This is a genomic window from Muricauda brasiliensis (assembly GCF_003057865.1).
Classification (GTDB): Bacteria; Bacteroidota; Bacteroidia; order Flavobacteriales; family Flavobacteriaceae; genus Flagellimonas; species Flagellimonas chongwuensis.
This window is the reverse complement of record NZ_QBTW01000050.1, coordinates 1-841: the sequence shown is the minus strand read 5'-3', so window position 1 is coordinate 841 and position 841 is coordinate 1. Positions and strand designations below refer to the sequence as shown.

The window sequence follows — 841 nt, the reverse complement described above, 5'->3', positions numbered from 1 at the left end:
AGCTGGAACCGATATCAATGACGATGGTATTCTTTCAATAGGAGAAACATGGGATTATGAAGCCATATATGAAATAACACAGGCAGATATAGATTTTGGATCAGTTACAAATCAGGCAACAGTCACAGGTAAAGTGATAAACAGTATTCAACAAGCCATGGATCTGTCGGATAATGATAGTACTCAGGAAGATGACCCTACCAACACAGCAGTACCCAATGAACTATGCTCTCCTCTAATGCCAGGTTTGGGATTGGTCAAAAATGGAACTTTAGTAGATCTCGACTTTGACGGTTGTTTTGAAAGTATCAGATATACCTTCCGGGTGACCAATACAGGTGATAGTGACCTAGAAACCATAGAACTTATAGATGATCTATTGGGTGTTGATCCCATCCCTGGACCCATGGCAGGTTTTGATATAAATGAAGATGGCATCCTTTCAGTAGGCGAGGTATGGAACTATGAAGCATTCTACGAAATAACACAGCCTGACATCGATATAGGATCCGTAACCAACCAAGCTACCGTAACAGGAACTGTAGTCAATAGCATTGAACAGGCAATGGACCTTTCTGATGATGACAGTCCATTTGAAGATAACCCAACAAATACCGCAGTACCTAATGAACTCTGCAACCCTTTAGGTCCCGAGATGGCATTGATGAAAACAGGTACTTTAGCTGATTTGGATTCAGACGGTTGTGATGAATCAATCCGTTATTCCTTCAGAGTGACCAATATTGGTGATTTTGATCTCGAATTTATTGAGCTAATAGACGATAAAATAAGCCCAGACCCTATTGCAGGTCCTATAGCAGGAACCGATATCAATGATGAT

Annotated in this window: 1 protein-coding gene; it reads left to right on the top strand. The window is 40.8% G+C overall.

The annotated features are described in order from the left end of the window. Positions 1–841, top strand: an 841-nt coding sequence (locus DCK90_RS16900) for a DUF7507 domain-containing protein (RefSeq protein WP_159075880.1), incomplete at both ends; no start/stop codon positions are given.